Origin of the sequence: Aggregatibacter segnis ATCC 33393 (genome assembly GCF_000185305.1) — a bacterium.
Classification (GTDB): domain Bacteria; phylum Pseudomonadota; class Gammaproteobacteria; order Enterobacterales; family Pasteurellaceae; genus Aggregatibacter; species Aggregatibacter segnis.
Window position 1 is genome coordinate 1710717 of the sequence record NZ_GL622200.1, and the last position, 26591, is coordinate 1737307.

General features: G+C 43.4%; 26 protein-coding genes and 2 tRNA genes. 12 read left to right on the top strand and 16 right to left on the bottom strand.

Features of this window, described 5'->3' with window-relative positions; genetic code table 11:
- Position 1: 1 nt before the first annotated feature.
- From HMPREF9064_RS01480 to HMPREF9064_RS01460, 5 genes are all read right to left on the bottom strand, one after another.
- Complete coding sequence (locus tag HMPREF9064_RS01480) at positions 2–631, bottom strand: NADH:ubiquinone reductase (Na(+)-transporting) subunit D (RefSeq protein ID WP_006719427.1); 630 nt, start codon at positions 629–631, stop codon at positions 2–4.
- Positions 631–1416, bottom strand: coding sequence for a Na(+)-translocating NADH-quinone reductase subunit C (locus tag HMPREF9064_RS01475; RefSeq protein ID WP_006719428.1), 786 nt, complete (start codon positions 1414–1416; stop codon positions 631–633). The genes HMPREF9064_RS01480 and HMPREF9064_RS01475 overlap by 1 nt, the downstream gene beginning before the upstream one ends.
- Positions 1409–2644: an NADH:ubiquinone reductase (Na(+)-transporting) subunit B gene (locus HMPREF9064_RS01470; protein ID WP_006719430.1), complete on the bottom strand. Its 1236-nt coding sequence runs from the start codon at positions 2642–2644 to the stop codon at positions 1409–1411. The genes HMPREF9064_RS01475 and HMPREF9064_RS01470 overlap by 8 nt, the downstream gene beginning before the upstream one ends.
- A gap of 2 nt (positions 2645–2646) precedes the next feature.
- On the bottom strand, positions 2647–3987 hold the full coding sequence (locus tag HMPREF9064_RS01465; RefSeq protein ID WP_006719432.1) for a Na(+)-translocating NADH-quinone reductase subunit A: 1341 nt from the start codon (positions 3985–3987) through the stop codon (positions 2647–2649).
- Positions 3988–4344: 357 nt separating this feature from the next.
- The gene (locus HMPREF9064_RS01460) at positions 4345–4656 is read right to left on the bottom strand and encodes a BolA family protein (protein ID WP_006719433.1); all 312 of its coding nucleotides are present in this window, start codon (positions 4654–4656) and stop codon (positions 4345–4347) included.
- 102 nt (positions 4657–4758) lie between these two features.
- Between HMPREF9064_RS01460 and HMPREF9064_RS01455 the strand changes: the two genes are divergently transcribed.
- On the top strand, positions 4759–5352 hold the full coding sequence (locus HMPREF9064_RS01455) for a YajG family lipoprotein (protein ID WP_006719435.1): 594 nt from the start codon (positions 4759–4761) through the stop codon (positions 5350–5352).
- A gap of 209 nt (positions 5353–5561) precedes the next feature.
- On the opposite strand, the gene HMPREF9064_RS01450 is transcribed toward HMPREF9064_RS01455, so the two are convergent.
- The 5 genes from HMPREF9064_RS01450 to mutY form a co-directional block, all read right to left on the bottom strand.
- Positions 5562–5637 (bottom strand) — tRNA-Asn (locus tag HMPREF9064_RS01450).
- 4 nt (positions 5638–5641) lie between these two features.
- Positions 5642–5717: transfer RNA gene (locus HMPREF9064_RS01445), tRNA-Phe, on the bottom strand.
- Between the two features lie 208 nt (positions 5718–5925).
- Complete coding sequence (mltC, locus tag HMPREF9064_RS01440; protein WP_006719438.1) at positions 5926–7002, bottom strand: membrane-bound lytic murein transglycosylase MltC; 1077 nt, start codon at positions 7000–7002, stop codon at positions 5926–5928.
- 3 nt (positions 7003–7005) lie between these two features.
- The gene (locus tag HMPREF9064_RS01435; protein WP_006719440.1) at positions 7006–7281 is read right to left on the bottom strand and encodes an oxidative damage protection protein; all 276 of its coding nucleotides are present in this window, start codon (positions 7279–7281) and stop codon (positions 7006–7008) included.
- Positions 7259–8398, bottom strand: coding sequence for an A/G-specific adenine glycosylase (mutY, locus tag HMPREF9064_RS01430; RefSeq protein WP_032997993.1), 1140 nt, complete (start codon positions 8396–8398; stop codon positions 7259–7261). Before mutY ends, HMPREF9064_RS01435 begins: the two co-directional genes overlap by 23 nt.
- Before the next feature lie 301 nt (positions 8399–8699).
- Between mutY and trmB the strand changes: the two genes are divergently transcribed.
- Entirely contained in the window at positions 8700–9467 is a 768-nt protein-coding gene (gene trmB / locus HMPREF9064_RS01425) for a tRNA (guanosine(46)-N7)-methyltransferase TrmB (RefSeq protein WP_032997994.1), read from the top strand.
- A 30-nt stretch (positions 9468–9497) separates the two neighbouring features.
- Positions 9498–9836, top strand: coding sequence for a YggL family protein (locus tag HMPREF9064_RS01420; RefSeq protein ID WP_006719446.1), 339 nt, complete (start codon positions 9498–9500; stop codon positions 9834–9836).
- 96 nt (positions 9837–9932) lie between these two features.
- Here the strand turns inward: HMPREF9064_RS01420 and HMPREF9064_RS01415 are convergent, their stop codons facing one another.
- Positions 9933–10349, bottom strand: coding sequence for a copper chaperone PCu(A)C (locus HMPREF9064_RS01415; protein ID WP_032997995.1), 417 nt, complete (start codon positions 10347–10349; stop codon positions 9933–9935).
- A 125-nt stretch (positions 10350–10474) separates the two neighbouring features.
- On the opposite strand from HMPREF9064_RS01415, the gene hflD reads away from it, so the two are divergent.
- The 3 genes from hflD (at position 10475) to HMPREF9064_RS01400 (ending at position 13693) form a co-directional block, all read left to right on the top strand.
- Positions 10475–11086 carry a high frequency lysogenization protein HflD gene (gene hflD, locus HMPREF9064_RS01410; protein WP_006719450.1) on the top strand — a complete coding sequence of 204 codons (612 nt, stop codon included), beginning with the start codon at positions 10475–10477 and terminating at the stop codon, positions 11084–11086.
- Between the two features lie 16 nt (positions 11087–11102).
- The gene (purB, locus tag HMPREF9064_RS01405) at positions 11103–12470 is read left to right on the top strand and encodes an adenylosuccinate lyase (protein ID WP_032997996.1); all 1368 of its coding nucleotides are present in this window, start codon (positions 11103–11105) and stop codon (positions 12468–12470) included.
- 224 nt (positions 12471–12694) lie between these two features.
- Positions 12695–13693, top strand: coding sequence for an iron ABC transporter substrate-binding protein (locus HMPREF9064_RS01400; RefSeq protein ID WP_006719454.1), 999 nt, complete (start codon positions 12695–12697; stop codon positions 13691–13693).
- Between the two features lie 171 nt (positions 13694–13864).
- Here the strand turns inward: HMPREF9064_RS01400 and HMPREF9064_RS01395 are convergent, their stop codons facing one another.
- On the bottom strand, positions 13865–16141 hold the full coding sequence (locus HMPREF9064_RS01395) for an SEL1-like repeat protein (RefSeq protein WP_006719458.1): 2277 nt from the start codon (positions 16139–16141) through the stop codon (positions 13865–13867).
- A gap of 294 nt (positions 16142–16435) precedes the next feature.
- Here HMPREF9064_RS01395 and HMPREF9064_RS01390 point away from each other — a divergent pair, with 294 nt between their 5' ends.
- Positions 16436–17956, top strand: coding sequence for an ABC transporter permease (locus tag HMPREF9064_RS01390; RefSeq protein ID WP_006719460.1), 1521 nt, complete (start codon positions 16436–16438; stop codon positions 17954–17956).
- Between the two features lie 17 nt (positions 17957–17973).
- The gene (locus tag HMPREF9064_RS01385; protein WP_032997997.1) at positions 17974–19032 is read left to right on the top strand and encodes an ABC transporter ATP-binding protein; all 1059 of its coding nucleotides are present in this window, start codon (positions 17974–17976) and stop codon (positions 19030–19032) included.
- Between the two features lie 110 nt (positions 19033–19142).
- On the opposite strand, the gene dusC is transcribed toward HMPREF9064_RS01385, so the two are convergent.
- The 4 genes from dusC to rph form a co-directional block, all read right to left on the bottom strand.
- A complete protein-coding gene (gene dusC, locus HMPREF9064_RS01380) occupies positions 19143–20081 on the bottom strand; it encodes a tRNA dihydrouridine(16) synthase DusC (protein ID WP_006719464.1) in 939 nt (312 codons plus the stop codon).
- Between the two features lie 3 nt (positions 20082–20084).
- Entirely contained in the window at positions 20085–20945 is an 861-nt protein-coding gene (gene djlA / locus HMPREF9064_RS01375; protein WP_006719466.1) for a co-chaperone DjlA, read from the bottom strand.
- 83 nt (positions 20946–21028) lie between these two features.
- Positions 21029–21673: an orotate phosphoribosyltransferase gene (gene pyrE / locus HMPREF9064_RS01370; RefSeq protein WP_006719468.1), complete on the bottom strand. Its 645-nt coding sequence runs from the start codon at positions 21671–21673 to the stop codon at positions 21029–21031.
- 10 nt (positions 21674–21683) lie between these two features.
- Positions 21684–22400: a ribonuclease PH gene (gene rph / locus HMPREF9064_RS01365; RefSeq protein ID WP_006719470.1), complete on the bottom strand. Its 717-nt coding sequence runs from the start codon at positions 22398–22400 to the stop codon at positions 21684–21686.
- Positions 22401–22518: 118 nt separating this feature from the next.
- Here rph and HMPREF9064_RS01360 point away from each other — a divergent pair, with 118 nt between their 5' ends.
- From HMPREF9064_RS01360 to yedE, 4 genes are all read left to right on the top strand, one after another.
- Positions 22519–23382: a YicC/YloC family endoribonuclease gene (locus HMPREF9064_RS01360; protein ID WP_032998201.1), complete on the top strand. Its 864-nt coding sequence runs from the start codon at positions 22519–22521 to the stop codon at positions 23380–23382.
- A gap of 27 nt (positions 23383–23409) precedes the next feature.
- Positions 23410–24297 carry a CAF17-like 4Fe-4S cluster assembly/insertion protein YgfZ gene (gene ygfZ, locus HMPREF9064_RS01355; RefSeq protein WP_032997999.1) on the top strand — a complete coding sequence of 296 codons (888 nt, stop codon included), beginning with the start codon at positions 23410–23412 and terminating at the stop codon, positions 24295–24297.
- Entirely contained in the window at positions 24297–25139 is an 843-nt protein-coding gene (locus tag HMPREF9064_RS01350) for a patatin-like phospholipase family protein (RefSeq protein ID WP_006719475.1), read from the top strand. Before ygfZ ends, HMPREF9064_RS01350 begins: the two co-directional genes overlap by 1 nt.
- Before the next feature lie 216 nt (positions 25140–25355).
- Positions 25356–26567 carry a selenium metabolism membrane protein YedE/FdhT gene (gene yedE / locus HMPREF9064_RS01345; protein ID WP_006719476.1) on the top strand — a complete coding sequence of 404 codons (1212 nt, stop codon included), beginning with the start codon at positions 25356–25358 and terminating at the stop codon, positions 26565–26567.
- Positions 26568–26591: the final 24 nt, after the last annotated feature.

Sequence of the window (26591 nt, forward strand, 5' to 3'; positions counted from 1 at the left end):
ATTATTTCTCCTGTTGCTCAGGTTTCCACGTTCTTAAGCCCCAAATCACGAAGCCGATAATAAAGAACGCACTTGGTGCAAGAAGGAACAAACCGTTCGGTTGATACCAACCGCCGTCTTGAATAGTTTGGAATACCGGGAAGCCAAATAAACGACCGGAACCGATTAATTCACGTAAGGTTGCCACGATCAATAAAATCGCACCGTAGCCTAAACCATTACCGATACCATCCACAAAACTTTCTAACGGACGGGATTTCATCGCGAAAGCTTCTGCGCGGCCCATTACGATACAGTTGGTAATAATCAAGCCTACAAATACGGATAACTGCTTGGATAAACCATAAGCAAAGGCTTTTAACACTTGGTCAACCAAGATTACCAAAGACGCGATAATTGCCAATTGCACAATGATACGAATACTGTTTGGGATGTAATGACGAATCATTGAGATAAACATACTGGAAAAACCGGTTACCAAACACACGGCGACAGCCATAACGATTGCCGTTTGTAATTGAGTGGTGACCGCTAATGCAGAACAAATACCCAAAATTTGCAGCGCAATTGGGTTATTTTTTGCGATCGGATCAAGCAAAAGTGCTTTTAAATTGCTTTTTGCATCAGCCATTATCTTGCCCCCGCTTTAAATTTTGCTAAGAATGGACCAAAACCATTTTGGCTAAACCAATAATCAAAAGAACCTTGCACACCATTTGAGGTTAAAGTTGCACCTGATAAGGCATCAACGCCGTGTTCTTTGTTAGAAGACGCATTTTTAGCAACACGAATAGCCACACGTTGATTATCATCAAACAGTTTTTTATCTACGAAAAGTGCTTGCCAACGCGGATTAGCGATTTCACCACCAAGACCGGCTGTTTCACCTTGATCATAGTAAGTAATGCCTTTGATGGTATTGGCATCTGGGGCAACCGCAACGAAACCGTACATTGTTGACCATAAACCACGACCATACATTGGTAATACCACTTGGCTGACATTACCTTGTTCATCTTTAACAAGGTAAACACGCGCCTGATTTGCACGCACTTTAATACCCGCTTTATCTTGTTCAGCAGGAATTGCTTGGCTAAGTGCGGTCGATTTTACCGCTGTTTTTGGATCAAATTTTTCCACATCATCTTTTGATGCTTGAATAAAATCACCGCTTTGCAAATCCACTAAACGCGGTTCAATAAACTTGTTATAAGTGTCTTTAATGACAGAAGCATTATCTTCTTTCATTAGGCCGGCAACCGTTAAAATATTACGCTGAACGTCAAGTGCTTTTTGTTCATCTTGTTTTGATTTCAATGCAACTGCGGCACCGGAAACCACGATAGAACACACCAAACTTAGCAATACAACAACGGTAACTGTACCGCCAACGCTATCTTTATTAAATTTAGCCATTTGTTCTTGCTCTCCGACGTTTGATATTTGCTTGAACCACGATATAGTCGAAAATTGGTGCAAATAAGTTTGCAAATAAGATCGCTAACATCATCCCTTCTGGGTAAGCTGGGTTCACTGTACGAATTAATACTGCCATCACACCAATTAACGCGCCGTACCACCATTTACCGGTATTAGTAAATGAAGCAGAAACAGGGTCAGTTGCCATGAAGATCATACCAAGCGCAAAACCACCTAATACGAAGTGCCAATGCCAAGGCATGGAGAACATTGGGTTAGAATCGGAACCGATAAGGTTGAATAGTGTTGCTGTACCGACCATACCGATCATCACACCCGCTATAATGCGCCAAGAGGCGATACGGGTGAATACGATCACTGCACCACCGATTAATAATGCGAGCGTTGAAACCTCACCCATTGAACCAGGAATATTACCAATGAATGCATCCATCCAAGTAATTGGTTCACCGGTGACCGTATGTTGCAATGCTGCTTGACCACCTTGTGACCATTGGGAAAGTGCAGTTGCACCGGAAAAACCATCTGCAGCAGTCCATACTAAGTCACCGGAAATTTGAGCCGGGTAAGCAAAGAATAAGAACGCACGACCAGCAAGCGCAGGATTCATAAAGTTACGACCTACACCACCGAAGATTTCTTTTGCTACCACGATACCAAAGCTGATACCAAGTGCAGCTTGCCATAATGGCAATGTTGGCGGAACGATTAAGGCAAACAGAATCGTAGAAACGAACATCCCTTCATTCACTTCGTGGCCACGTACAACCGAGAATAATAATTCCCACATCGTACATACGGTAAATACCACTAAGTAAATTGGTAAGAAGAAAATCGCCCCTAATGCCATTTTGGAACCCCAAGTTGCATTATTGGTTAAATCTAAACCTAATGAACTTGCAAGGGCATAGTGCCAATCACTCGCAATTAATTGTTCTAAATTGCCTAATTGATTCAAGGCCGGGATCGCTTGGTTACCCACATTATACATCCCGTAGAAAATCGCAGGGAACAATGCTAGGAAAACCGTAATCATCATACGTTTTGAGTCTAACGCATCGCGAACGTGTGTGTTTTTGTGCGTTACCGTACCCGGTGTATAAAGCAAGGTATAAATCGATTCAAAGATCGGATAAAGCTTGCTGTATTTACCGCCTGGTAAAAACGCGGGTTCCATTTTTTCAAAAAGATTTTTCAAACCCATTTTTAACCTTCCTTCTCAATCTTATCTAAAACGTGACGCAAGATTGAACCGTATTCATATTTGCCCGGGCAAACGAAAGAGCATAACGCTAAGTCTTCTTCGTCTAATTCAAGACAGCCTAACGCTTGTGCACCATCGGTATCGCCCACGATTAAATCACGTAATAATAATGTCGGTAAAATATCCAACGGCATGACACGCTCATAACTACCGATTGGTACCATCGCACGCTCACCACCATTTTCTGCGGTAGTAAAGTTGAATAATTTTTTACCGAAATGACCTAATACGGTACGGGTAATCGAATATTTATTCGGTTGTGGCGTAATCCAGCCGAAGAATTCTTTCTCGTTACCTTCTTCGATCACAGAAACTTGCAATGCATAACGACCGAGATAGTCGTGAGCACCTTTTGCTGTTTGACCGCAAAGTACCGAACCGGAAATAACGCGATTTTCACCCGCACTTAACTCATCCTTCATTAATTGGGAAAGGTTAGCCCCAATAACCGTACGCACTAAACGTGGCGATTTGACTTGTGGTCCTGCAAGAGAAATCACACGTTCTACATTGAGCTCACCAGTGGTAAATAATTTACCGATAGCAATCACATCTTGATAGTTGATATACCAAACGGTTTTATTGATTCCCACCGGATCAATAAAATGGATATGTGTGCCACTTAATCCTGCCGGATGCAGCCCGGCAAATTCATTAATCACCACATTACTCGCATGTGATGCCGGAATTTTATCGTCAGGCGCTTTACATAGGTGAATGTTGCCGTCATGTAAACGACTTAACACGGTTAAACCGTTGACGAAATCATTTTCGGACGCAGCAATAATAACCGCAGGATCTGCCGCTAACGGATTCGTGTCCATCGCATTAACGAAAATGGATGAAGGTACGCCATCAATCGCAGGAACTTTGCTGAATGGACGGGTACGGAATGCTGTCCATAAACCAGATTCCTGTAAATTTTTACGCACTTGCTCCGCACTTAACGTGTTCAATTCAGCTGCAGGGTATTTATCGAAAGAAAGCGCTTCATCGCCTTCAACTTTAATTACCACAGATTGCAATACACGCTTTTCGCCACGATGAATTGCTGTGATCGTGCCACTCGCAGGTGCGGTGAAAATGACACCAGGATTCTTTTTGTCTTCAAAAAGCACCTGACCTTTTTTCACTACATCACCTTCGCGAACCTTCATAGAAGGGCGCATTCCCACATACTCTTCACCAAGCAAAGCAACTTCAGTAACGGTATTCCCGTTATGGATTACCTGCTCCGGTTTTCCTGCAATAGGAAGATCCAAGCCTTTTTTAATCGTAATCATATTGTTTGCACTACTTTTGTTAGATTAAAAATACAGCAATAACCCTAAGGTTATTACCTCGTCTTGAGTGATAGTTGTTGAAATGATTAAAGAAGAAAACGGCAAAACACAGCTATGCCTAAATAACCACTCTCCAACCGATAAAAATAAAACTCAAATTCTGTTTCAATTTTATGGACATTTTCGTCCGTAAAAACGTTAAATTTTTGCTAAAAAAATTAGCTTATTTTAACCAAATAATAACGTTCTTACCACTTTGAAAGCCGATTGTTTATGTATTTTTGTGAAAAACTTCACATTATTTGCCAAAAATCAATTTTTTAATTTTTATTGGGTAATTACAAAGAGGTAAGGGACTTATTGCCCAACACCCGCACAATGAGGTGATTTTGGGAATTGTTGCCCCAATTCATCCCATTCTTGCTTGGTGTAAAGATGCAATGCCAAGGCATGAATGCCATTTTGTAAATCTTGAGAGAGTAATTGATAAATTTTGCGGTGACGAGCAACTTTGCTGCTCACCTCAAAGGCGTCACTTACTAATACGATTTTAAAATGTGAATCCGCACCACGCCCGGAACTATGCATATAACTTTCGTTTTCGACGGCAATAAAGTGCGGTTGAAATTCTTGGCATAATCGTTGCTCTAATTCTTGTTGTTTTGACATATTTCTTCCTAAAACGAATGATTAAATTAAATGAGAGAGACTATACAATCCATTGTAACTTTGTAAGAATAACGCAAATTTATTCAAACTAATGAGGATATTATGAAATTTAATATGAAAACCTTAATGCTCGGTTCAATCTTACTTTCAAGTGCATTATTGAGCGGCTGTCAAAGTGAATCAAACACATTGCGTTTCACACCTACTGCCCCACAAGCGAGCATGAATGTAAACCAATCCGCTGTTGTTTACGTCACCACTCGCGATATGCGCCAAGCACCTGAAATTTCCAGTTATGTTGCCGATGGGAAACTCGTCAAATTATCCGCGATGCCAAGTGTCACCGAGCTATTCCAACAAGTTGAACAACAAAACCTTATCAGTAAAGGATTTCGCATCGGCACGGCAAATAACGCGAATGCGGCAGTCACTGTAAACGTGCAAGAGTTTTTTGCCAAAGTGAATCAAGGAAACTTACGCTATGATATCGATAGCAAAATCCAGTTAGCCATTCATGTGCAAGGCGCTAAAGGTCAATTCACCAAAAATATTGGTACAACACGTAGCCACTCGGGTGCATTCTCTGCCAAAAACTCAGAGATCCAAAAGGTGTTAGGTGAAACCTTTAATGACATTGTTCAATCTATTTATAAAGACCAAGAAGTCACTCAGGCAATTAATCAATACGCTAACTAAAAACACAGTGAAAAACCACCGCACTTTCTAGCTGAGTTTAGCTGAGTTCAGAAAAGAGCGGTAAAAAAAAACAAGTGTTTTTAGGTCACAATCCCAAAGATAAAAATAACGCATAAATTTGATTCCGATTTATGCGTTATTTTTTGCTTTGCAAAATACAAAATCAGAAAAAACAAAAGCCGCTAATTACTTAGCGGCTTTCTAGAATTTGGCTCCTCCTGCGGGACTCGAACCTGCGACATATGGATTAACAGTCCACCGTTCTACCGACTGAACTAAGGAGGAATAGTGGTGCCTCGAGGCGGAATCGAACCACCGACACGGGGATTTTCAATCCCCTGCTCTACCGACTGAGCTATCGAGGCAACTCATCAGTGGTGCGTATTAAACGTTTTTTTGAATTTCAAGTCAACATCTATTTTTAAAAAATACGAAATAATTAACTTGTTTGCACATTTAACAAGCGAAACGTACATAAATGCTACATTTATCGAAAAATATTTACTTCTTATATAAAAAGAAAACCCGCTCAATATTTATTAAGCGGGCAATAAATTTCACAAAAGATTGCGATTAACGTCTGACACGATAGCTCTTTTGCGCTTTATCAACTTTCACCAAATAATTTCGCGCCTGCGCAGATGGGTGGCTAGTAGTCAAAATACGATACACTTGTTCCGGATAAAGCTGGTTAATTTTCATCATGGCCATCTCTTTATCATCGTTAAATACACGCAATACCGCACCGGCACCGCTGTTATACGCCGAAATCATGGCAAAGCGTTTTGATGTCGGATTCGTAATACCATCTAAGTATTTATTTTGTAGCAACCATAAATACGCAGCACCGGCATCAATGTTTTTCTCAGGAGCAAACAAATAATTTTTACTTGGTTGACCACTCATGCCTTTCATTTGGAACACATCACGTCCCGCGGTGTGCGGTACCACTTGCATTAAGCCCATGGCGTTAGCATAGCTTATCGCATACGGGTTAAAGCTCGATTCCGTTTGCATAATGCCCAGAATTAAACTTTCATCTAATCCATAACGACGCGCAACTTTACGCACAATCGGTAAATATTTTTGTGCACGTACTTCCACGTGATTAGCAATCATTGGAATCACCACAAATTGCACTTGATTGCCATTCGATAAACGACGCGTTTGCAATTTATTTTGAATTAAATACGTGGCGAAATTACTTGCGGCAAACTGATCCGCAATAGAGCCGCCACGGTTATCGATCACCTGTCCAACCAAGAAAGGACGAGAACTAATCGGCACATCACCGGAGGCAAATAAATCGATGCCATTCGCATCAGACCCCATCAATAATGTATGCACGATAGCATTATGTAAACGGTTTAAATCTGCCTGCGTTTCGATGGTAATCAAACCTTCATCAAAACTCACATGGCTACGGGTAAAATAACGATCCGTATATTTCACATAGTCCTTACGACTTGCGACCAACAGCTCGTTTACCCCCCAGATGCGGTCGATATTATTGGCAAATTGTCCGGTTAAAATATCCAATCCACGGGTATCTTTCGCAAAAGCTTCATCGTAATCCAATCCCCGATGATGCGAACCGCCGCCACAAGCATATAAAAAAGGGATAAGGGCTAAAATTAAATACTTCTTCATTTTTTATTTCGCTTCAGGAGGAGTGTAACCTTCAATATGCACATCTTTGCCTTCAAAAAGAAAGCTAACCATTTCCTGTTCCAATAACTTACGATGATCCGCATTCATCATGTTTAATTTTTTCTCATTCACCAACATGGTTTGTTTTTTCATCCATTCGCCCCATGCCTGTTTACTAATAGAATCAAAAATACGTTTACCCAATTCACCCGGATATAACTGAAAATCCAACCCTTCAGCTTCTTGTTTTAAACGTTCACAAAATACCATTCTTGCCATAATGATTCCTTACATATTGAGTTAATAAATTCTTCACGGGCGTTGCCAACCCGATAGGTTCAGGATGCTGCGGATCATACCAATATTTGACCGCACTTAACAGGTCTGATTGATATTCCTCCGTCTTTTCCGGCACTTTTTTCCAAGGGGAACAATCCACATCTGCGGTCTCGGTTAAGCCGCCAACTTGCGCATAAATTGGATAAATATCTAAATGAAAATGGCTAAACGTATGGCGAAATGCCGGCCATTCCTGATATTGCTTAATCCCGTTTGCCGCCAAATAAGCTAGCAACGCCTGCTTTTCAGTAAATTGTGGGAAACAATACAACCCGCCCCACAAGCCGCTATTTTCCCGTTGTTCCAACGCAATCTTGCCGTTTTGTTCTAACAACAAGAAATAACTTTCCCGTTCCGGTAGCGTTTTTTTCGGTTTTTTGCCGGGGTAAGCCAGCCAATTTTGTTCGGCATTTGCTCGACAATCCTTTTTTAGCGGGCAAAGATCGCACTTTGGCTTGGTTCGCGTACATACCATTGCGCCAAGATCCATCATTGCCTGATTGAAATCCGCCACCTGTTCCGTTGGCGTCACCTGAGCCGTTAACTGCCACAAACGGTCTTCCGTTTTCTTCTCACCAGGCCAACCGTCTATGGCAAAATAACGGGATAACACCCGCTTCACGTTACCGTCCAAAATGGGATAAGGCGCATTCAAACAAGAAGATAACACTGCCCCCGCCGTGCTTCGCCCCACGCCTGGCAATGCCCAGACTTGTTCAAATTCTGTCGGAAACATACCGCCATATTGATCACGCATGATTTGCGCGGCTTTATGCAAATTTCGCGCCCGCGCGTAATAACCCAAGCCCGTCCACAAATGCAGTACCTCGTCTAACGGCGCATCAGCAAGTGCGGTCAAATTGGGGAACGTTTTAACAAAACGCTCAAAATACGGAATGACCGTTGCCACCTGCGTTTGCTGCAGCATCACTTCTGACAACCAAACGCCATACAAGGTTTTATGTTGTTGCCACGGCAAATTTTTTCGCCCGAACTTGGCATACCACGACAGTACGGCATGTGCAAAAGGCGCATGGGGAGATGATTGAGCGAGCATAAATCCTGATATATTCATAAAAGTACGGTCGTAAAAAACAATGTTTTTAAGCGTCAATTTGCCGCCAATCCAAGGTGGCAAATAACCTAATTTAATTCAATTGTGTGTAAAATATTCGCTGTTTTTTAACCGCTTGATAACTCAAAAACCGGCAAAGTTTATCACAAAGTACAATGCACCTTCAGCAAACTTCAAGAAATCTCTTAGGGTTTAACCGGGCTAAATTGCTAATGCATTGGAAACAGCCTATAATCAGCCGCTAAAATTTTCCGCAGACAATAATTTCAACTTCAAAGAATTCATGTTAGAAACGCAACCAGAACATTCCATTCAACCGACTTTTGCCGACCAAAAACGCAAAACCGTTGAAGCTGCCGAGTTTACCGAAGACGGACGTTATAAACGCAAAGTGCGCAGCTTCGTGTTACGCACCGGACGCTTAAGCGATTATCAAAAAAACGCCATGAACCAAAACTGGGCCGCACTCGGCTTGGACTATCAACCGCAGCCATTTGATTTTAATGCAATTTACGGCAACGACAATCCAGTAATTTTGGAAATTGGCTTCGGCATGGGCAGCTCACTGGTGGAAATGGCAGCGCAAAATCCGGATAAAAACTACTTAGGCATTGAAGTGCATACACCGGGTGTAGGCGCTTGTATCGCTTATGCCGTAGAAAAAGGCGTCACTAATTTACGCGTTATTTGCCACGATGCCACTGAAATTCTGCGTGACAGCATTGCCGATCAAAGTCTCGGCGGGTTACAACTGTTTTTCCCGGATCCGTGGCATAAAGCGAGACATCACAAACGCCGTATCGTACAACCGCACTTTATCGACCGTTTATTAAATAAATTGCAGGCAGGTGCTTTCATTCACATGGCAACCGACTGGCAAAACTATGCGGAACATATGTTGGACGTGTTGCAACAATATCCGCAATTACGCAATACGTCAGACACAAACGACTACATCCCTCGCCCTGATTTTCGCCCGTTGACCAAATTTGAACAACGTGGTCACCGTCTTGGCCACGGCGTATGGGATCTGTATTTCATCAAATCTTAATTTCATCCACCTCAATAGAAGGAAATCATCATGGCTATTAAACGCAACCAAAGACAACGCAAAAAAATGCATATCGCCGAATTCCAAGAATTAGGCTTTTTAGTGCAATGGCAATTTGCTGAAGGTACTTCCGTAGAACAAATCGACAGCACCGTTGACCGCTTCATCAGCGAAGTGATCCAACAAAACGGTTTGGCTTACGAAGGCAGCGGCTACTTACACTGGGAAGGTTTAGTGTGCTTAGAAAAAATCGGTAAATGCGATGCGTCTCACCAAGAATTAGTGAAAAACTGGTTAACGCAAAACGGCTTACAACAAGTGGAAGTTAGCGAATTATTTGATATTTGGTGGGATTACCCAACAAAATAATCGCTATTAAAAATAGCTAAAAAACAGACCGCACTTTCTGCGCTCACAAAGAGCAATAAAAAGTGCGGTCATTTTTTTAAGTCTTTTTACAGAATATTACTGTGAATACTTAACGACATTCGCCTTAACTTGAATTTTCTCACCATTATCAAACAGCAACGTCAGCGGAAAATGTCCCCCAGCCTGCAAAGCCGTAGCAGAATCAAACACCATAATATGCAAACCGCCCGGCTTCAGTTTTACGTTACCTTTAGCAGGAATTTCAATGCCGTCCGAGGTGATCATTTTGCCGTTTTGTGTGCCGTGCAAAACCAAATTTGCCGGCTGACTGCTCTGCACCATCGCAAGATTAACGGCTTCGTTACCGTCATTATGCAATTCCATAAAAACAGCCGTTGGTTCACCCGCCTGTTGGGTTGCAAAAATGATCGGATTGGTCACACTGATTTTTGCCAATGCGCCAAGAGGCAAAAGTGCGGTCATAAAAAACAACGTTTTAAAAATACATCGCATCGTTTTCTCCTTTTTCATTTCTTATTGATTTCGTCGGCATTGCCGATTGCCTTTAAAATATAGCAGAAAAATGCTATATTACCGCCCACTTTTTCATACCTATTTTATGCAATTCTAAAACCTCAATGGCAAATTATTACGACATTACACTCGCCCTAGCCGGCGTCTGCCAAGCAGCGAAACTCGTACAACAACTGGCGTTAAATGGTGAAGCGGACTCAACGGCATTAGAAACCGGTTTAAACAGTTTGCTACAAACCGCACCGGATACAGCATTGGATGTTTTTGGCGGCGATCTAAACAACCTGAAATTGGGGTTAACCACACTTTGCGAACAGCTTAACGGCAGCGAGCCGGAACTAGGTCGTTATTGGCTCAGTCTGTTAGCATTGGCGGCAAAACTCAACAAAACCCCGGAAGCCAAACAAGAATTGGCACGCCGCATTCAATATTTACCCACACAGCTGGAACATTACCACTTACTCGACGAACAGATGTTGTCTAACCTTGCCGGCATTTATGTGGACGTTATCAGCCCGTTAGGTCGCCGAATTCAAGTAACCGGCGTTACTCAATATTTACAACATTTAGGCACACAAAATCGCATTCGCACCGCGTTATTAGCCGGCATCCGTTCTGCTATTTTGTGGCAACAAGTGGGCGGCACCAAATGGCAACTGCTGTTTTTCCGTCGCAAAATCGCCACCACGGCACAACACATTCTCTCTTCTCTTTAATATGGAGCTTTCATCTATGCAACTTAGCGCGCTAACCGCACTTTCCCCGATTGATGGTCGTTATCAAGACAAAACCGCCCGTTTACGTCATATTTTCAGCGAATTCGGATTATTAAAATTCCGCGTCACGGTGGAAGTTCGTTGGTTACAAAAATTGGCGGCGACCGCACAAATCGCCGAAGTGCCTTCTTTGTCAAAAGAAGCAAACGATTACCTTAACCAAATTGTCACTAAATTTGCTATTGAAGATGCCGAGCGCATTAAAGAAATTGAAAAAACCACCAACCACGATGTGAAAGCAGTGGAATATTTCCTTAAAGAAAAAAGCGCAGCATTGCCTGAATTGGCGGCAATCAGTGAATTTATTCACTTTGCCTGCACCTCCGAAGACATCAACAACCTTTCCCACGCCTTAATGTTAAACACCGCGCGTGAAGAAGTGTTATTACCTGAATGGCAAAATTTAATCGAAAAAATCACCGCACTTGCCGAGCAATATAAAACCATTCCATTGCTTTCCCGCACGCACGGTCAACCGGCATCGCCAACCACCGTGGGCAAAGAAATGGCCAACGTGGTGTATCGTTTAAGACGCCAATACAAACAGTTACAACAAATCGATATTCTTGGCAAAATCAACGGCGCCGTGGGCAACTATAACGCCCATTTATCCGCTTACCCAAATATTGATTGGCATACCTTCAGCGAAGAATTTGTGACTTCTTTAGGAATCACATGGAACCCGTACACGACCCAAATCGAACCTCATGACTACATCGCCGAATTGTTCGATTGCGTGGCACGTTTTAACACGATTGTGATCGACTTTGACCGCGACCTGTGGGGTTACATCGCATTAAATCATTTCAAACAACGCACCATCGCCGGTGAAATCGGTTCTTCTACCATGCCACACAAAGTCAACCCAATCGACTTCGAAAACTCCGAAGGTAACCTTGGTTTGGCAAATGCCGTGATGGCACACTTAGGCAGTAAATTGCCGATTTCCCGTTGGCAACGCGATTTAACGGATTCCACCGTGTTGCGCAACCTTGGCGTAGGTTTAGGCTACTGCTTAATCGCCTATGCGGCGACCCAAAAAGGCATCAGCAAATTAGAAGTGAATGAAGCCCATTTACGTGAAGAATTGGATCAAAACTGGGAAGTGCTCGCCGAACCGATTCAAACCGTGATGCGTCGTTACGGCATTGAAAAACCGTACGAAAAACTAAAAGAACTCACCCGCGGCAAACGCGTCGATGCTAAAGCGATGTTTGATTTTATTGAGAAATTAGACATTCCGGCAGAAGAAAAAGCACGCTTGCAACAACTTACACCGGCAAGCTATATCGGTGCCGCAGTACAGTTGGTGGAAAAACTGTAACATCATTAACAAAAACGGTCGTATTTAATACGACCGTTTTTCTTTTTACGCTTTTCTCAGTCCAAAATTCACGAAAAAAACGACCGCACTTTTCACTCTCACCACCAAATCTTAATATTGAGAACAATTTGCATTTATACAAATATCCCCCTAGAATAGACACCGTTCAAATTTGCCATTTAGGCAAAATCTATTTGAATAAACATCTTTTAAAAGGAGCATTTATGAAACTTAGCGCATTAAAACTAGCAACACTTACCGCAGCATTGGCATTCTCTAGCGCTGCTTTCGCTGACATCACCGTGTATAACGGTCAACACAAAGAAGCAGCTAAAGCAGTCACCGAAGCCTTTACCAAAGAAACCGGTATTAAAGTCACTTTAAACAGCGCTAAAAGCGAACAGCTTGCCGGTCAGTTAAAAGAAGAAGGAGACAAAACCCCGGCTGATGTATTCTATACCGAACAAGTCGCCTCCTTTGTTGGATTATCCGACGCAGATCTACTTGAACCCCTCTCTGCAGACATCATTAAACAAACCCAATACAAGGGCGTACCGGTAGCACCGAAAAAAGACTGGATTGCCTTAAGCGGTCGTTCCCGTGTGGTGGTTTATGATAAAAATAAACTCTCCGAAAAAGACATGGAAAAATCCGTGTTAGATTACGCTACGCCAAAATGGAAAGATAAAATCGGTTATGTGCCGACTTCCGGTGCGTTCTTAGAACAAGTTGTAGCCATCACCAAACTAAAAGGCGAAAAAGCGGCATTAGACTGGCTAAAAGGCTTGAAAGAAAATGGCAAACTCTATGCGAAAAACAGCGTAGCATTACAAGCTGTCGAAAATGGCGAAGTGCCGGCTGCGTTGATTAACAACTATTATTGGTATGCCTTAGCAAAAGAAAAAGGCGAAGATAAATTAAACTCCCGTTTATACTTCATTCGTCACCAAGATCCGGGCGCATTAGTCACTTACTCCGGTGCTGCAGTGTTAAAAGGCTCCAAAAATAAAGAAGAAGCGAAAAAATTCGTCGAATTCTTAGCCAGCAAAAAAGGCCAAGAAGCGCTTGTGGCTGTCCGCGCAGAATACCCATTGCGCGCTGACGTGGTTTCTCCATTCAACATGGAACCTTACGCAAAACTAGAAGCCCCTGAAGTCACCGCAACAACAGCACAAGACAAAGAAAAAGCCAATAAATTAATTGAACAGGCCGGATTAAAATAATCACATCCCACGGTATCTCTCAAAATGAAATACCGTGGATACGGTTAAAAATATAAAAAGCCACCTGAAAGTGCGGTCGTTTTTCAACGCGTTTTTCGGGTGTTTTTTTGTTGTAAGAAGAATAATAGCTAAACAAGAAAAAGCTTCCAATAAGATGGAAGCTTTTTGGTTTTAGTCTTTCTTAATCGGAGGGTTCGCATAAATTGGCAATGATGAACGAGAAATCTTCACATTTGGGCATTTTTGTCTCATTTGATGTTGAAATACTTCTACTTTGTGTCTGCTATTGGTTTTCTCATAATTGGTGCCCAAAATCACTTCATCTACTACGTTGCTGATATCAGCATAAGGTAAATAAATAGATTGAGTCGTTTTGCAATATTTAATCTCTTCCGAGCCGATTTCTGCCATTTTTAGCACACGGAATTCTTCTTCATCACGAAAAGCAAAGTCTTTGAATAAATAGCGAATATATTCCAACGCATTTTTGTTTTTATCATTAACATGGTCTTTCTCCTTAAAAAAGCCAATAAGCTCTTGTAGAGCCTCTTTAAGTTGATCAAGACGAAAATTATGCCAATCTTTATTTCCACCTATCGTCTTCAAACAGATTCCAAATGAGTTATCTAGCCATCTTTGACATTTTTCTTCAGCAATGTATTCATCTTTATATGCGATATAAGCAACTTGATAAAGTGGTAGGTTTTCGTATTCCACATTGGAAATATTAGCCTCCTTAAATTCAGCTAAATTTTCGTCCTGATTTTTGGTAATACTACGGAAGGGTGCTGAAATGTCAGGTACTTTTAGCCAATCTCCGTTTTTATTGAATACCAAACAACAGCCCGAAGCTTCAACCCCATCTTCTTTGCCATACAGACGGAATTGATTCAAATCGTTCACCCGGCTAGAAAAGCAGGCAAAAAAAGCATTGTGGTGTAAACAATCCGTTTTATTTTCTAATTCCAAATCTTGTAGCGATAACAATTCCAGTAACCCTTCTCCCTCAGAAGGATCATTCATATAAGAAGAACTGCCTATTCTCATTGGGCTAGAATCATCCTCATTAACAACACCAAACAGTTTGTTACACACTGAGGAAGACGCGTAATGCGCAAGCGGAGTTAAACCCAGTTCAATCGGAGGAATATGTAAAACTGCTAAAACAGTAGAAATTGCTTTCTTTAGTTTTTCATCTAGGATGTTATTCTCATTTGAAAATAAAAACTCATGTATCTCTTGCTTTTTCTCATTAAAATAACCCTCCCAGTTCGTTTCAAGAAAGTCAATATTTCTGGAACAATGTTTAATTCCAGATTGAGCATTGATTTGCTTTTGAATGCTTATTTGCTTATCAGTCAGCTGTTCGGCTAGTTCGAGCTGCTTTCTGAAATACTCAATTGCTTGTAAAAATAAACCCTTTGCTTCACTTATGTCTTTAACCTTCATTGCCTGTTCTAAATAACAACCACCAAGCCAAGATTGAGCATTAATTTGCTTTTGAATGCTTATTTGCTTATCAGTCAGCTGTTCGGCTAGTTCGAGTTGCTCTTGGTGATACTTAACGGCTTGGGCAAATAAATCCTTCGCTTCCCTTATGTCTTTAACCTTCAGTGCCTGCTCGAAATAACAACGACCAAGCCCAAATTGGGCATTGATTTGCTGTTGAATTCTTGTTTGCTCATCAGTTAACTGTTCGGCTAGTTTAAGTTGCTCTTGGTTGTGCTCAATAGCTTGGGCAAATAACCCTTTCGCCTCCGTTATATCTCTAACCTTCCGTGCCTGCTCAAAATAACAACCACCAAGCCAAGATTGGGCATTGATTTGCTTTTGAATGCTTATTTGCTTATCAGTCAGCTGTTCGGCTAGTTTGAGTTGCTCTTGATGATACTTAACGGCTTGGGCAAATAAATCCTTCGCTTCCCTTATGTCTTTAACCTTCAGTGCCTGCTCTAAATAACAACGACCAAGCCTAAATTGGGCATTGATTTGCTTTTGAATGCTTATTTGCTTATCAGTCAGCTGTTCGGCTAGTTTGAGTTGCTCTTGGTGATACTTAACGGCTTGAGCAAATAAATCCTTCGCTTCCCTTATGTCTTTAACCTTCAGTGCCTGCTCTAAATAACAACGACCAAGCCAAGATTGAGCATTGATTTGCTTTTGAATGCTTATTTGCTCATCAGTCAGCTTTTTGGCAAGTTTGAGTTCCTCTTGGTGATACTTAACGGCTTGGGCAAATAAATCCTTCGCTTCCCTTATGTCTTTAACCTTTATTGCCTGCTCGAAATAACAACGACCAAGCCAAAATTGAATATTATTTTGTTCCTCAAGTTGAGAGTTTTTATCTTCAATCTCATCCAAAGCCTGATTAAATTTTGCAATTGCTTGATCAAAATTATTACTTTTGAATAAACCCACACCTTCTTTAATTAAATCATCAACACTCATTGTTTTATTCCTTATGAAAATGCCTTAACGGAAATCAAATTTCGTTAGTAATGAAAATGACATAACTCATTAAGTTTGTTTATATTATCCCGAAAATATCCATGCAAATTTTAATGATTTTAATTCTGAAAAGGAAGCTATAATAGTGCGCTGAAAACAAAATGAAGAGATTTTCATATAGCTAATTTGTGGCAACAATGGCTTTCAGCAAGTATAGATAAGCGCCGGAATTTGGTATATTGCTCTTCCAACCCGAACCATTAATTTGAACCCAATACTAAAAAGGACAAGCCCTTGAACCGTAATCCTCCGTTTTGGCTGACCGCCTTGATTATTCTGATCAGCTTGCCGTTGATTCTACCGTTTCTCTATGTGGTGGTTCGGGCGGTTGATGTGGGTTGGGTACGCAGCATTGAGTTACTTTGGCGACCGCGTATGTGGGAGCTGTTGAGCAATACGTTATTGCTGATGGTGTGCGTGACGACATTTTCCATCATCCTCGGTACGGTTTGCGCCTTTTTGTTAGAACGCTATCGCTTTTGGGGTAAGCCTTTTTTTCAGGTGGCGATGACATTGCCGCTTTGTATTCCTGCCTTTGTCAGTTGTTTCACATGGATTAGTCTCACTTTTAGCGTTGAGGGCTTTTGGGGTACGATCGGCATTATGACCTTAAGCTATTTTCCGCTTGCCTATTTGCCTGTTGCCGCCACGTTAAAACGGCTGGATCGGTCATTGGAGGAAGTCAGTCTTTCTCTCGGCAAAAGCCGTCGCGATACCTTTTGGTATGCCATATTCCCCCAGTTAAAACCGGCTATCGGCAGCAGTATTTTATTAATCGCATTACATACATTGGTGGAATTCGGTGCCGTGTCTATTTTGAATTATCAAACCTTCACCACGGCTATTTTCCAAGAGTATGAAATGGCCTTTAACAACAATACGGCGGCGTTACTGTCGGCGGTGTTAATGGTGATTTGTGCCTTGATCGTGTTCGGCGAAATTTTCTTTCGTGGACAACAAATCCTGTATAACAGCGGCAAAGGGGTGACTCGCCCTTATCCGGTGAAAAATTTAACCGCCGGCAAGCAATTCTTGACTGTTATTTTTTTCCTCACAATTTTTATCCTCAGCATCGGTGTGCCACTCATCATGTTGATTCACTGGATGTTTGTAGGCACGTCTATTGAAAGTGAGGTGGATTTTTCCGCCTTTTTCGAAGCCTTCAGCAATTCCTTGATGGTTTCCGGTTTAGGCGCGGGGCTCACCGTGCTTTGCGCCCTGCCGCTCGTTTGGAGCGCCGTGCGTTATCGCAACCGCCTCACCGTGTGGATTGACCGCCTGCCTTATTTATTGCACGCCGTGCCGGGTTTGGTTATCGCCTTGTCATTGGTGTATTTCACCATTAACTATGCTTATTCTTTCTACCAAACGTTCCTCATGGTGGTGGTCGCCTATTTCATGTTGTATTTGCCGATGGCGCAAACCACATTGCGTAGCTCCTTGGAACAAATATCCGACAATGTAGAAAAAGTGGGGCAAAGCCTTGGACGTAGTCATTTTTATATTTTCCGCACGCTCACCATTCCCGCCATGTTGCCGGGCATTACCGGTGCGTTTGCGTTGGTGTTTCTAAACCTGATGAAAGAACTCACCGCCACCTTATTACTCACCCCGAACGACATCAAAACCTTATCCATCGCCGTTTGGGAATACACCAGCGATGCCCAATATGCCGCCGCCACACCTTATGCCGTGATGTTAGTGCTATTTTCCGGCATTCCGGTGTTTTTATTGAAAAAATATGCGTTTAAATAATGACAATACAAACTTCTATGCAAACAACACCACTCCTCCAAATCCACTGCCTCAATAAACATTTCGGGCAGACACATGTGCTACGTGATATTTCCCTTGAATTGCATAGTGGCGAAATCTTGTTTTTACTCGGTGCTTCCGGCTGTGGAAAAACGACTTTGCTACGTGCTATTGCCGGTTTTGAACAACCTGATAACGGTGAAATTTACCTAAAAGAGCGGTTGATTTTTGGCGCAAATTGCAATATTCCACCGCAACAGCGTCGGCTAGGTTATGTGGTGCAAGAAGGCGTGTTATTTCCACACTTGAATGTGTATCGCAATATTGCTTACGGGTTGGGCGATGGCAAAGGTCGCTCCCCGGAAGAACGACAACGCATTGACGAAGTCATGGCGCTTACCGGCATTTGTGCACTCGCCGACCGTTTTCCACACCAACTTTCCGGTGGGCAACAACAACGTGTCGCCTTGGCACGCGCCATTGCGCCAAATCCTGAACTGATTTTATTAGACGAACCGTTCAGTGCCTTAGATGAACACCTTCGCCAACAAATCCGTCATGATATGTTGCAAGCACTGCGCCAAAGTGGCACCTCCGCCATTTTCGTCACCCATGATCGTGACGAGGCTTTGCGTTATGCCGATAAAATCGCAGTGTTGCAAAATGGAGAAATCTTACAAATTGCCAACCCACGTACGCTTTATTGGTCGCCAAAACACCTTTCCACTGCCACCTTTATCGGCGAAAGCATTGTGTTGCCGGCAACCTTAAATTCACCTTCAACGGCGCATTGCCAATTAGGTGATATTGCCGTCATAGACAAAAGCCAAGGGCAACAAAGCGGCACGCTACTTCTCCGTCCAGAACAATTCTGTTTGTCAAAAACACCGCAAAATTCCACCGCACTTTTTAACGCCATCGTCCACCACGTGGAATTCAAAGGCAAAATAACGGCGATTCAAATTGAAATAAATGGCTTCGAAATTGAATTAGAGGAACACCATGGAATTGAGTTGTGTGTAGGAGATAAGGTTGACGTTTATTTATATGGCACGGGCTTGTTTTATGGCGAATAAGTGTTGGCTTTATGGCGATTGTAATTTACGTTGTAGGTAAAAAAGCGCTATTAATGAGCATATGAGTTAAAAAGTGCGGTGCATTTTTCAGTTATTTTTCAAACAGGAAGCTAGCCCAAGTACGCTTCCAATAACGCTCTTAATTCATCTCCATCATGGCACCGTTTCACCACCTCGAACAACGCGGTGGCTTCTTCATATTCGTATTTTAAATACTGTAGCCATTGCTTAATGCGTGCCACGTGGTAAAAACCGCTGTCGTGGCAATTTTCTAATGTGGCGTATTTGCGCAAAATCGGCAAGATTTCAGACCAGCTTAACGGAGCATCGTTATGTTTTAGCACACGGCTTAAATTAGGCATATTAAGCGCCCCACGACCAACCATTAAATCTTCACAGCCGGTCATTTCTAAGCATCGTTGCCCATCTTCCCAACGCCAAATTTCGCCATTAGCGATCACAGGAATATGGAGTTTTTGCCGGATTTCACCAATTTTTTGCCAGTTGATACGATCAGCGCGATAGCCATCCACTTTGGTGCGGCCGTGAATCGCAATTTCTGTCGCGCCACCTTGTTGCACCGCATCCGCAATGTCAAAAGCAAAGTCGGTGGAATCCCAGCCTAAGCGCACTTTAACAGTCACTGCCTGTTCTGGTGGAACGGCTTGACGAATGGCTTTGGTGGCTTGGTAAATAAGTTCCGGTTGCTTTAACAAAGAGGCGCCGCCGTTGCTGCCATTCACGGTTTTCGACGGACAGCCACAATTTAAATCAACGCCGTGGGAACCTAATTGAATGGCAAGTTCGGCATTTTCCGCCAGCCATTGCGGATGTTGTCCAAGCAGTTGCACACGTACCGGCGTACCGCTTGGCGTACAGCCTTGTTGGAGTAATTCAGGGCAAAGACGATAAAAGACTTTCGGTGGGAGGCGTTGATCCACCACGCGGACAAATTCGGAAATGCACAAATCGTAATCGTTCACTTCCGTTAATAATTGACGCACGAGAGGATCAAGCACGCCCTGCATCGGGGCTAAAATGACGCGCAAAGGTTATTTCCAACCTTTGGCTTTGCAAATCAAGTCGTATGCGGCTTGAATTTGCTGGGTTTTCTCTTTCGCCATTTCCATCATTTCCGGTGGCAACCCTTTTGCCACTAATTTATCCGGATGATTTTCATTCATTAAACGACGATAGGCACGTTTCACTGTGGGCTGATCGTCTGTCGCGCTGACCCCAAGCACTTGATAAGCATCGTTTAAGGTTGGGCCGGAAGAAGATTGAGATTGCTGTTGATAGCCACCTTGGGAGCCGGAATGTTGCTCGTAGTAGCCGCCTTGTTGATAAAAACCGCCGCGTGCAAAGTGACGCGCCGCCATTTCCATCGCCAACATTTGCTCAAATTGAACACGAGATAAGCCCAGTTCTTCAGCAACAATAAACAGCACGTCTTTTTCATTATCATGTAAATGATCATCAGAAAAGGCGGCTTGAATTTGCACAGATAAAAACGCCCGTAATAAATCTGCACGTTGTCCGCAACCAAGACGAAATTCACGAATCACCTGACGAATTGGAAAATCTGTCTGTTTGCCACGATTAAATGCCTCTTGCGCTAAACGACGACCGGCATCGTCCAGTTGCATTTGATCCATTAAATGAGTCGCTAATAGAATGTCATTTTCCGTGACGCGCCCTTTGGCTTTGCTTAAATGCCCCAACACCGCAAAGGTGGTTTGCATAAACAGTAACTGACGGGTGGTTTTCGTTTTGAAGAAAGAAGAATTGACTGTGCCCAGTTCATACAGTTTTTTATCCGCAAGATGCCCTAGAAACACACCGGCCAACATGCCAAAAAAACCGCCCAATCGAAAGCCGATTAAGGCACCTAAAAATTTCCCAATAAAATTCATTGTCGCTCCGTTAGGGTCAAAAAAGTGCGGTGGATTTTCTCAGCAAATTGAAAAACGCGTGGAAAAACAACCGCACTTTCGCTTTATTTAATACCGTATTGCTCACGATAAGCGCGCATTGCCGGTAAATATTGTTGGTATTCCGGTTGAGTTTCAATGAACGCCATCAAATCGGCAAAATCAATGATGGATAACACGTCGCATTGGTAATCGCGCTCGACTTCTTGAATAGCAGACAGCTCGCCATTGCCACGTTCTTGACGATTTAAGGCAATCAATACCGCACTTAATTGCGCTTCATTGGCTTGAATAATTTGCATGGATTCACGAATTGCCGTACCGGCAGTGATCACATCATCCACCAACAACACCTTGCCGCGCAACGGACTACCGATTAAATTGCCGCCCTCGCCGTGATCTTTGGTTTCTTTGCGGTTAAAGCATACCGGTTTATTGATGTCAAAGCGGTTAAATAACGCAATAGATACCGCGGTGGCAATGGGAATGCCTTTGTACGCCGGGCCAAAAATCATGTCGTATTGCAAACCGGCATCTTGCAAGGCTGCCGCATAAAATTCACCTAAACGGGCAAGATCGGCACCTTGGTTAAACAAACCTGCGTTAAAAAAATAAGGGCTAATGCGACCAGATTTCAAGGTGAACTCGCCAAATTTTAAAACCTGACGGGCAAGGGCGAATTCAATAAACTGTTGTTTATAGTTTTCCATCTTCCTATCCTTATTCTGCCAATGCCGCACGTTGGGTTTGGAAAATGACCTCACAGCCTTGTTTGGCCAGATCTAATAAGGTTAATAATTCCTCATGGCTGAACGGTTCGCCTTCTGCGGTGCCTTGCACTTCAATCATGCGGCCGTCTTCCATCATGACCACATTCATGTCTGTTTCTGCAGCGGAATCTTCTACGTATTCCAAATCACATACTGCTTCGCCGTTTACGATGCCGACAGAAATCGCCGCCACCAAACCTTTTAATGGATTTTTGCTTAATGTGCCGTTTGCCACTAAACCGTTCAACGCATCACATAACGCCACGCAAGCGCCGGTAATGGAGGCGGTACGTGTACCGCCGTCCGCTTGGATCACATCACAATCTAAGGTCACACAACGCTCACCAAGGGCTTCCAAATCCACCATGGCGCGTAAGGAACGGGCAATTAAACGTTGAATTTCCAAGGTACGACCGCCTTGTTTGCCTTTTGCCGCTTCACGTTGCATACGGCTATGGGTTGAACGTGGCAACATGCCATATTCCGCCGTGACCCAACCTTGTCCCTGTCCTTTTAAAAAGCGCGGCACGCCATCTTCCACGGTGGCAGTACACAACACTTTGGTATCGCCAAATTCCACCAGCACGGAACCTTCCGCGTGTTTAGTGTAATGACGGGTGATTTTAATTGGGCGGGTTTGGTGGTTGGCACGTTGATTCGGACGCATGAAAAATTCCTCGTTAAGCAATAAAAAATCGCGCCATTTTAGCACGCAAACTGACAGAAACGAAATTTGGCAGTACAATAGCACGCAAATTTTAGCGCCTAAAAATGAAGGAATTATTATGATTTATAGCATGACGGCATTCGCCAGTTTAGAAATTAAAAAAGACTGGGGAAACGCAGTTTGGGAAATCCGTTCGGTTAATCAACGTTATTTAGAAACCTTTTTCCGCCTGCCGGAACAATTCCGCAGTTTAGAAAACACCTTACGCGAAACCCTGCGTCAAAAACTCACTCGTGGCAAAATCGAATGTACCCTGCGTATTGATAATAAAAAACAAACTGCCGCCGAATTACACATTAACCAAGAACTCGCCACGCAAGTATTGCAATCTTTACAATGGCTAAAACAGCAAGCGGGCGAAGGTGAACTCAATTTAACCGATGTATTACGCTACCCGGGCGTGGTGGAAGTGCCGGAGCAAGACGTGGATTTAATCAGCCAAGATCTATTGGCAGCCTTTGAACAGGTTGTGAGTGAATTTATCGCTATGCGTCAGCGCGAAGGGGAGAAAATCCATACGTTGCTGACACAACGCCTTGAAGCCATCCATGAAGAACAACAAAAAGTGCGGTCCAAAATGCCGGAGATTTTACAATGGCAACGCGAGCGTATGTTGCAACGCTTTGAAGAAGTCCAGCTGCAACCGGATCCACAACGTTTAGAACAAGAGTTGATTATGTTGGCGCAACGCATTGATGTCGCCGAAGAATTAGATCGTTTGCAATTACATGTCAAAGAAACGCAAAACATTCTGCGAAAAGGCGGTGCGGTGGGACGCAAGTTGGATTTCATGATGCAAGAGCTCAACCGCGAATCCAACACCTTGGCGTCTAAATCCATTAATGTCGATGTGACCAATTCCGCCATTGAGCTGAAAGTGCTCATCGAGCAAATGCGCGAACAAATTCAAAATCTTGAGTAATTGATTGATATTTTTGAGGAAAGTACGATGGCCTATTCCCTTTTAACGGCACAACAAGACGACATTATTTGCCCGTTAACACACTACTCACTGATTGAAATTGTGGGCACGGATGCAGAAAAATATTTGCAGGGACAGCTTACTTGCGATGTCACTAAGTTAGCTGTTGGCGAATCCACTCTTACCGCCCATTGCGATCCGAAAGGCAAAATGAGCGCGCTGTTCCGTTTAATTCGTCAAGATGAACAGACCTTTTATATGCTGTTAAAAAGTGCGTTATTGCCATCGGCGCTGGATCAACTGAAAAAATATGCGGTGTTTTCCAAAGTCACTTTCACGCTGTTAGATTGGCAAATTCTCGGCGCAGCCGGCACAAAAGGCATCGAAAAGTGCGGTCAATTTTCTGCACAAATTCGCATTGATATAAATGGGCAACAACCGCGGGTGATTTTACTCAACCCGACCTACTTAGCCCTCGAACCTACTGTTGAAGCAGAAGCTTGGGATTTATTGGATATTCAAGATGGCGTGCCTGGTTTAGCGGCAGCGACCCAACTAGAATTTATTCCGCAAGCGTTAAACCTGCAAAGTGTCGAACAGGCGATTTCCTTCCACAAGGGTTGTTACATCGGGCAGGAAACCGTGGCGCGCGCCAAATATCGTGGCGCCAATAAACGCGCCCTCTTTATTTTCGCGGCACGAACGCAAAGTCTGCCGGAAATCGGTTCCGCCCTAGAAATGGCACTCGGCGACAACTGGCGAGCCACAGGCACCATCACAAGTGCGGTCAATTTTCACGGCGTTTTGTGGTTGCAGGCCGTGTTAAATACGCCGTTGGAAGAAGGTCAGGCATTCCGCTTGCCGAACTGCCAAACCTTGCTCGATATGCAACCCTTGCCTTATGAGTTAAGCTAATGAAAGTCGGATTGGTATTGGAAGGTGGCGCTATGCGCGGGATGTTCACCGCCGGCGTGTTGGATGTTTTCCTCGATGAACAGATTCACATTGACGGCATTGTAAGCGTGTCCGCCGGTGCATTATTCGGTGTGAATTTTCCTTCTAAACAAAAAGGGCGTGTACTGCGCTACAACAAAAAATACCTCAACGACAAACGCTACATGGGCTGGCACAGCCTGTTCACCACGGGCAATATCGTCAACAAAGACTTTGCCTTCTATCAATTGCCTTTTGAATTGGACGTGTTCGATCAAGAAGCATTCGCCCGTTCCGGCATCGACTTTTACACGGTGTTAACCAACGTGGAAAGCGGCGAAGCGGAATATGTGAAAATCCACGATGCCTTTGAGCAAATGGAAACCCTGCGTGCCACCTCCGCCATGCCTTTCGTGTCAAAAATGGTGGAAATCAATGGTAAGAAATATTTAGACGGTGGCATTGCAGACAGTATTCCGTTGCGTTTCTGCCAACAGTTGGGCTACGACAAAATCATCGTCATTCTCACCCGCCCATTGGATTACCGCAAAACGCCGACCAATCCGCTGATTTTTAATGCTTTTTATCGCCGTTACCCAAAACTGGTCGAACGCCTGACCAACCGCTATGCCGACTATAACCGTGCAGTGGAAGACGTCATTCGTCTTAACGAACAAGGCGAGATTTTTGTTATTCGCCCTTCTGTTACGCTGCCTATTCGCCGTATTGAAAAAGACGTCGCCAAAGTGCAGGCAATGTATGACTTAGGGGTGCGTGACGGACAAGACATTCTGCCGGCCCTAAAAGCCTATCTAGCTAAGTAAAAACCTGAAAAAAATCCACCGCACTTTTCCCATTTTTCGCACAAATATTATTGCAAAAATGTTAATAATTCTTTAGACTAGCGCCCGCAAATTTAATTTGTAATTTCATTTATATCGCAAGTTTGTGTATAGGAAATGACAAAGCCCTTCTTTTGAGCCTTTTCTCATTGTTATACCTTCCTTGTAATACTTTCATTCACCTTAATAGGATAAAAAATGAACGAAGTTTTACAACAGTTCAAACAACAATATTTGATTAAATATTGGAATCCCGTTATCGCCGTTATCGCCGCCGGTTTAATCTCGGCCTATTATTTCGGCATTACCGGTACGTATTGGGCGGTCACCGGCGAATTTACCCGCTGGGGCGGTCATGCACTACAAACCTTGGGCATCGATGTGTCCAATTGGAGCTACTACAAAATCATCGGTATGCAAGGCACTATTTTCACCCGTGTTGATGGCGTGATGATCTTAGGCATGTTTGCCGGTTGTATCTCCGCGGCCTTGTGGGCAAACAACGTGAAATGGCGTAACCAGCCACATAAACGCCGCATTGTACAAGCCTTAATCGGCGGCGCCATTGCCGGTTTCGGCGCACGTTTAGCCATGGGCTGTAACCTTGCCTCGTTATTTACCGGCATTCCACAATTTTCCGTGCACGCTTGGTTTTTCACCATTGCCACAGCCCTTGGAACTTACGCCGGCGTAAAAGTCACTTTATTACCGATGTTCCGTGTGAAATTGGAATTGAAAAAAGGCGCCGCGAAATTACAAGAAAGCGATCCGAAAAGAGCGCAACGCCGTTTTTGGATCGGCATGATGGTTTTCTTCGCTTACCTCATCGCCTCCTTTTATGTGATGACTCAGTCCGTCAAATTGGGCTTCGCCATGCTATGCGGTTTAGCTTTCGGTTTACTTATCGAACGTGCGCAAATCTGCTTCACATCGGCTTTCCGTGATCTTTGGGTAACCGGCCGCGCTTACATGGCAAAAGCCATTATTTTCGGCATTCTTGCAGGCACCATCGGTGTGTTTAGTTACATTCAATTAGGCGTTCCGGCAAAAATCATGTGGGCGGGTCCAAATGCGATTATCGGTGGTTTATTATTCGGTTTCGGCATTGTATTAGCCGGCGGTTGTGAAACCGGTTGGATGTACCGCGCGATGGAAGGCCAAGTACATTTTATGTGGGTGGGTATCGGCAACGTTATCGGTTCTACCTATCTCGCCTACGCTTGGGATGATTTGGCACCGGCATTGGCGCTTGACTACGAAAAACTGAACTTACTGAAAGAATTTGGTCCGGTCGGCGGATTATTGGTGAACTACGGTTTATTGATCGTCTGCTTAATCGCTGTCGTCTGGTGGGAAAAACGCTTTCTTGCCAAAGCAAAAGCCAAAATCGCCGCTCTCGCACAGGCGTAAAAGTGCGGTTTGATTTGACGTTAT

Coding starts and splice junctions, on each gene's coding strand:
- HMPREF9064_RS01480 (WP_006719427.1), bottom strand. CDS start 631: ATGGCTGATGCAAAAAGCAATTTAAAAGCACTTTTGCTTGATCCGATC.
- HMPREF9064_RS01475 (WP_006719428.1), bottom strand. CDS start 1,416: ATGGCTAAATTTAATAAAGATAGCGTTGGCGGTACAGTTACCGTTGTT.
- HMPREF9064_RS01470 (WP_006719430.1), bottom strand. CDS start 2,644: ATGGGTTTGAAAAATCTTTTTGAAAAAATGGAACCCGCGTTTTTACCA.
- HMPREF9064_RS01465 (WP_006719432.1), bottom strand. CDS start 3,987: ATGATTACGATTAAAAAAGGCTTGGATCTTCCTATTGCAGGAAAACCG.
- HMPREF9064_RS01460 (WP_006719433.1), bottom strand. CDS start 4,656: ATGTCAAAACAACAAGAATTAGAGCAACGATTATGCCAAGAATTTCAA.
- HMPREF9064_RS01455 (WP_006719435.1), top strand. CDS start 4,759: ATGAAATTTAATATGAAAACCTTAATGCTCGGTTCAATCTTACTTTCA.
- mltC (WP_006719438.1), bottom strand. CDS start 7,002: ATGAAGAAGTATTTAATTTTAGCCCTTATCCCTTTTTTATATGCTTGT.
- HMPREF9064_RS01435 (WP_006719440.1), bottom strand. CDS start 7,281: ATGGCAAGAATGGTATTTTGTGAACGTTTAAAACAAGAAGCTGAAGGG.
- mutY (WP_032997993.1), bottom strand. CDS start 8,398: ATGCTCGCTCAATCATCTCCCCATGCGCCTTTTGCACATGCCGTACTG.
- trmB (WP_032997994.1), top strand. CDS start 8,700: ATGTTAGAAACGCAACCAGAACATTCCATTCAACCGACTTTTGCCGAC.
- HMPREF9064_RS01420 (WP_006719446.1), top strand. CDS start 9,498: ATGGCTATTAAACGCAACCAAAGACAACGCAAAAAAATGCATATCGCC.
- HMPREF9064_RS01415 (WP_032997995.1), bottom strand. CDS start 10,349: ATGCGATGTATTTTTAAAACGTTGTTTTTTATGACCGCACTTTTGCCT.
- hflD (WP_006719450.1), top strand. CDS start 10,475: ATGGCAAATTATTACGACATTACACTCGCCCTAGCCGGCGTCTGCCAA.
- purB (WP_032997996.1), top strand. CDS start 11,103: ATGCAACTTAGCGCGCTAACCGCACTTTCCCCGATTGATGGTCGTTAT.
- HMPREF9064_RS01400 (WP_006719454.1), top strand. CDS start 12,695: ATGAAACTTAGCGCATTAAAACTAGCAACACTTACCGCAGCATTGGCA.
- HMPREF9064_RS01395 (WP_006719458.1), bottom strand. CDS start 16,141: ATGAGTGTTGATGATTTAATTAAAGAAGGTGTGGGTTTATTCAAAAGT.
- HMPREF9064_RS01385 (WP_032997997.1), top strand. CDS start 17,974: ATGCAAACAACACCACTCCTCCAAATCCACTGCCTCAATAAACATTTC.
- djlA (WP_006719466.1), bottom strand. CDS start 20,945: ATGAATTTTATTGGGAAATTTTTAGGTGCCTTAATCGGCTTTCGATTG.
- pyrE (WP_006719468.1), bottom strand. CDS start 21,673: ATGGAAAACTATAAACAACAGTTTATTGAATTCGCCCTTGCCCGTCAG.
- rph (WP_006719470.1), bottom strand. CDS start 22,400: ATGCGTCCGAATCAACGTGCCAACCACCAAACCCGCCCAATTAAAATC.
- HMPREF9064_RS01360 (WP_032998201.1), top strand. CDS start 22,519: ATGATTTATAGCATGACGGCATTCGCCAGTTTAGAAATTAAAAAAGAC.
- ygfZ (WP_032997999.1), top strand. CDS start 23,410: ATGGCCTATTCCCTTTTAACGGCACAACAAGACGACATTATTTGCCCG.
- HMPREF9064_RS01350 (WP_006719475.1), top strand. CDS start 24,297: ATGAAAGTCGGATTGGTATTGGAAGGTGGCGCTATGCGCGGGATGTTC.
- yedE (WP_006719476.1), top strand. CDS start 25,356: ATGAACGAAGTTTTACAACAGTTCAAACAACAATATTTGATTAAATAT.